Source organism: Streptomyces sp. NPDC029216, assembly GCF_040648015.1.
In the GTDB taxonomy this organism is placed as follows: Bacteria; Actinomycetota; Actinomycetes; order Streptomycetales; family Streptomycetaceae; genus Streptomyces.
On sequence record NZ_JBEZWL010000273.1, the window covers coordinates 1 to 4,202 of the forward strand.

Annotated in this window: 5 protein-coding genes; 3 read left to right on the top strand and 2 right to left on the bottom strand. The window is 75.4% G+C overall.

All coding sequences use genetic code 11. The annotated features are described in order from the left end of the window. Positions 1-30: 30 nt before the first annotated feature. Both AB0F18_RS38705 and AB0F18_RS38710 read right to left on the bottom strand, forming a co-directional pair. The gene (locus AB0F18_RS38705) at positions 31-744 is read right to left on the bottom strand and encodes an ABC transporter ATP-binding protein (RefSeq protein WP_362070095.1); all 714 of its coding nucleotides are present in this window, start codon (positions 742-744) and stop codon (positions 31-33) included. Beyond that, complete coding sequence (locus AB0F18_RS38710; protein WP_362070098.1) at positions 741-1,823, bottom strand: ABC transporter permease; 1,083 nt, start codon at positions 1,821-1,823, stop codon at positions 741-743. The genes AB0F18_RS38705 and AB0F18_RS38710 overlap by 4 nt, the downstream gene beginning before the upstream one ends. A 134-nt stretch (positions 1,824-1,957) precedes the next feature. Here AB0F18_RS38710 and AB0F18_RS38715 point away from each other — a divergent pair, with 134 nt between their 5' ends. From AB0F18_RS38715 to AB0F18_RS38725, 3 genes are read left to right on the top strand one after another with little or no spacing between them, the layout of a single operon-like run. Further along, complete coding sequence (locus AB0F18_RS38715) at positions 1,958-3,139, top strand: sensor histidine kinase (RefSeq protein WP_362070101.1); 1,182 nt, start codon at positions 1,958-1,960, stop codon at positions 3,137-3,139. A gap of 2 nt (positions 3,140-3,141) precedes the next feature. After that, complete coding sequence (locus tag AB0F18_RS38720) at positions 3,142-3,771, top strand: response regulator transcription factor (protein WP_362070104.1); 630 nt, start codon at positions 3,142-3,144, stop codon at positions 3,769-3,771. Positions 3,772-3,814: 43 nt separating this feature from the next. Continuing rightward, positions 3,815-4,171, top strand: a complete 357-nt coding sequence (locus AB0F18_RS38725; protein ID WP_362070107.1) for a peptidoglycan-binding domain-containing protein — start codon at positions 3,815-3,817, stop codon at positions 4,169-4,171. Positions 4,172-4,202: the final 31 nt, after the last annotated feature.

Consider the following 4,202-nt stretch of genomic DNA (forward strand, 5'->3'; position numbering starts at 1 on the left):
TCGCGTGTGCGGGCCCGGGTGCGGCCGGGCTCAGGCCGCCGGGGCGGTCGCGGCCGAGGGCTCGGCGGGCCGCGCGCCGTGGGTGAGGCGGCCGTCCGCCATGGTCGCCGTACGGTCCATCCGCTCCAGGTGGGCGTGGTCGTGCGTGACCAGCACGGTGGCGGTGGAGCGCTCGCGGGTGAGGGTGACCAGCAGGTCGAGGACGGCGGCGCCGCGCTCGTGGTCGAGGGCGCTGGTGGGCTCGTCGACCAGCAGCACGGAGGGCTCGTTCATCAGGGCGCGGGCGATGTTCACCCGCTGGCGCTGCCCGCCGGAGAGCTGGTGGGGGCGCTTGTCGGCCTTGTCGGCCAGGCCCACCGCGTCCAGCAGCTCCAGCGCCCGGCGGCGCAGCTGCCGCGAGGGGCGGCCGGAGAGGTGGGCCATCACCTGGAGCTGTTCGGCGGCGGTCAGCGAGGCCAGCAGGTTCGGCTGCTGGAAGACGATGCCGATCTCCTCGCGGCGCAGGGCCGCCTTCTCGGCGGCGCCCAGCCGCGCGGTGTCCCGGCCCCCGACGAGGACCCGGCCGGAGTCCGGGGTGACCAGGGTGGCCGCGACGGCCAGCAGGCTGGACTTCCCGGAACCGGAGGGCCCCACGACCGCGGTCAGGGTGCCGGCGGGCACCTCCAGCTCCACCGCGTCGAGGGCGGTCAGCCGGCCGTCGCCGTCGGGGTAGGTGAGGGTGACGTCGTGGACGAGGAGGGTCATCGGGCGCTCCCGAGGGCGGTCAGCGGGTCGACGGCGGTGATCCGCCGGATGGACAGGGCCGCGCCCAGCGCACCGAGCACGATCATGATCGCGGCGGGGACCAGCACGGTGGCGCCGTCGAGCACGAAGGGCACGTCGCCGCCGCTGATCAGGGCCCCGATCCCGGACGCGAGGACGGTCCCGGCGCCGGTGCCGATCGCCAGCATCACGACGGCCTGGCCGAGGGCGTCCTTGAGGAGGTACGGGGTGGAGGCGCCCAGCGCCTTCAGCACCGCGATGTCACCGCTGCGCTGGATGGTCCACACGGTGAAGAAGGCGCCTATGACCAGCGCGGAGATGGCGAAGAGGAAGCCGCGCATCAGCTGGAGCGAGCCGTTCTCGGCCTGGTAGGACCCTATGGCCCCCAGGGCCTCGTCGACGGTCTGGCTGCGGGTGCCGGCCGCCTGGTCCCCGGCGGTCCAGTCCACGTCCCCGGAGCCGTCGAGGGCGAGGACGGTGGCGGAGGTCTCCTGGGAGGTGCCGGGGTTGCCGACGCGCTGCCAGTCGTCCAGGTCCATCCAGACGACCGGGGTGTGGCTGTAGGCGGCGGTGCCCGAGACCGCGGCGACCGTCAGCTCCAGGGGGCCCACCTTGACCCTGCCGCCGGCGGTGAGACCGCCGAGCTCCTTGGCGGCCTTCTCGGTGAGGACGACCCGGCCCCGGCCCGTCCCGGCGGGGGCGAGGCGGCCGCCCGGCTCGACGCCGAACACGGAGACGGCCGCGGTGCGCTCACCGGCGAGGGCGTTGGTGGTGCGGATGCCGAGGGGCGCGGCGGCCTTGATGCCGGGGCGCCCGCGCCAGGTGCGCCAGGCGCTCTCGGGCAGCTGGGAGCCGGTGAAGGAAACCTTCTGGTCCCCTGGCGGGACGGCGAAGGCCAGCCGCGAGGCGGGCAGCCCGGTGACGGCCGAGATGTTCTCCCGGGCCAGGCCGGACGTGAGCCCGGACAGCAGGCCGACCAGCAGCGTGATCAGCAGGACGACCGAACCCATGAGGGCGAAGCGGCCCTTGGCGAACCGTAGATCTCTCCATGCGACGAACATGTCCCCCACCTTCGTCCTCCGCCCGGCCCCCGGGCATCGCGCCACGGGAGGGATCCTGGTATCGAAGGAGGCACTCCGACATCAAACTTTTGATTGACCGGGGCCCGTCGGGGCCCGCTTACGCTGGTCGGACGATGTCTGCCGCCCCGCCCTCCCGCTCCCTGACCCCCGTCACCCGCGTCCTGCGGCTGTGCCTGCACGCGCTGTTCGCCGGGCTGCTGGCCCTGGCCGCAGGCCGGGCCGTCGCCGACTCCGCGCCCCGGGCCGGGTGGGTCGTCGCCGTCTGCGCCCTGCTGGCCGCCGGGTACGCGGCCGGGGTACGGGCCCCTGCGGTCGCCCGGTCGGCGCGCGCGGCCGGGGCGTGGCTGGCGGGGATGGGCGCGGTGTGGGCCGCGCTGCTCGTCCTCTCCCCCGACGGGCTGTGGCTGGCCTTCCCGCTGTACTTCCTGGAGCTGCACCTGCTGCGGCTGCGCTGGGCGCTGGCGGCGGTCGCGGTGACGGCCTGCGCGGCGATCGGCGGGTTCGTGGCGCACAGCGGCTCCGTGAACCCGGGGGCCTTCCTCGGGCCGCTGATCGGCGGGGCGGTGGCCGTGGCCACCGTACTGGGCTACCAGGCGCTGTACCGGGAGAGCGAGCGGCGGCGCGAGCTGATCGAGGAGCTGATCGCCACCCGCGCGGAGCTGGCCGCGGCCGAGCGGGGCGCGGGGATCCTCGCGGAGCGCGAGCGCCTGGCCCGGGAGATCCACGACACCCTGGCGCAGGGGCTGTCCTCGATCCAGCTGCTGCTGCGTGCCGCCGAGCGGACGCTGCCCGACGGGGCGCCGGCCGTCGAACACATCGCCCGGGCCCGGGAGGCCGCGCAGGAGAACCTCGCCGAGGCGCGCCGGTTCGTCCGGGCCCTGACACCGCCGGACCTGGAGCACGGTTCGCTGGCGGCGGCCCTGGAGCGGCTGTGCTCGGGGGTGCCGGGCCCGCGGGTGCGCTTCTCGGTCAGCGGCGCCCCGCGCGAGCTGCCCACCCCGTACGAGGTGGCGCTGCTGCGGATCGCACAGTCGGCGCTGGCCAACGTGGTACGGCACGCCCGGGCCGGCCGGGCGGAGATCACCCTGACCTTCATGGACACCTCGGTCACCCTGGACGTCGTCGACGACGGCCGGGGCTTCGACCCCGCCTCGGCCCCGTCCGGGGAGGGCGGCTTCGGCCTGCCCGCGATGCGGGCGCGGGCCGAGTCGCTGGGCGGGCTGTTCACCGTGGAGTCCGACCCGGGCCAGGGCACCGCCGTGGCCGTCACCCTGCCGCTGCCCCTGGAGGCCTGACGATGACCATCCGGCTGCTGCTCGCCGACGACCACCCGGTGGTCCGGGCCGGGCTGCGCGCGGTCCTGGACACCGAGCCGGACTTCGCGGTGGTCGCGGAGGCGGCGACGGCGGAGCGGGCCGTGGAGCTCGCGGCGTCCGAGCCGGTGGACGTGGTGCTGATGGACCTGCAGTTCGGGGCGGGGATGCACGGCTCGGCGGCCACGGCGGCGATCACCGCCCGGCCGGGCGCGCCCCGCGTCCTGGTCCTGACCACGTACGACACGGACGCGGACATCCTGGCGGCGGTGGAGGCGGGCGCCTCGGGGTACCTGCTCAAGGACGCCCCGCCGGAGGAGCTGGCGGCGGCGGTGCGCACGGCCGCGGCCGGCCAGTCGGCGCTGGCCCCTGCGGTGGCGCTGCGGCTGATGGACCGGATGCGGACCCCGGCGGAGTCGCTGACGAAGCGGGAGCTGGAGGTGCTCCAGCTGGTCGCGGACGGCCTGTCGAACCAGCAGATCTCCAAGCGGCTCTTCCTCAGCCAGGCCACGGTCAAGTCGCACCTGGTGCACGTGTACGCGAAGCTCGGCGTCGACTCCCGTACGGCGGCGGTGGCGGCGGCCGCCACCCGTCGGCTGATCCGTACGCCCTGAATATCGCTTTTGCCGCGGCGCGGTGATCATTAAGGTCTGGACCATGAACTCCTTACTGACACGTGCAGCGGCTTCGGCCGCGCTGACCGTTTCCCTCCTCCTGGGCTCCGCCGCCGCGGCCTCCGCGGCCACCACCGAGCCCGAACTCACCGGGCTGAGCTGCGGCTACGACAACCGCACCCCGCCGCCCTCCGTAGCGGTCGGCAGCACGGGCCGCACGGTGCTGGAGGCGCGCTGCCTGCTGAACTTCTGGACGGGGCTGCGGGCGACCGAGGAGGAGCCCGAGGGCGTCTTCGGGCCGGACGCCGCGTCGGCCACCCGGTCCTTCCAGGACCGGCGGGGACTCCCCGTGACCGGCGTGGTCGACGCCGGGACCTGGGCCGAGCTCCGGCACAGCTGATCCGTCGCATGAGCGGCGCCGCCCGGCCGGG

Excerpts from the sequence above, each read along its gene's own strand:
- AB0F18_RS38720 (WP_362070104.1), top strand. The coding sequence starts at position 3,142 with ATGACCATCCGGCTGCTGCTCGCCGACGACCACCCGGTGGTCCGGGCC.
- AB0F18_RS38705 (WP_362070095.1), bottom strand. The coding sequence starts at position 744 with ATGACCCTCCTCGTCCACGACGTCACCCTCACCTACCCCGACGGCGAC.
- AB0F18_RS38725 (WP_362070107.1), top strand. The coding sequence starts at position 3,815 with ATGAACTCCTTACTGACACGTGCAGCGGCTTCGGCCGCGCTGACCGTT.
- AB0F18_RS38710 (WP_362070098.1), bottom strand. The coding sequence starts at position 1,823 with ATGTTCGTCGCATGGAGAGATCTACGGTTCGCCAAGGGCCGCTTCGCC.
- AB0F18_RS38715 (WP_362070101.1), top strand. The coding sequence starts at position 1,958 with ATGTCTGCCGCCCCGCCCTCCCGCTCCCTGACCCCCGTCACCCGCGTC.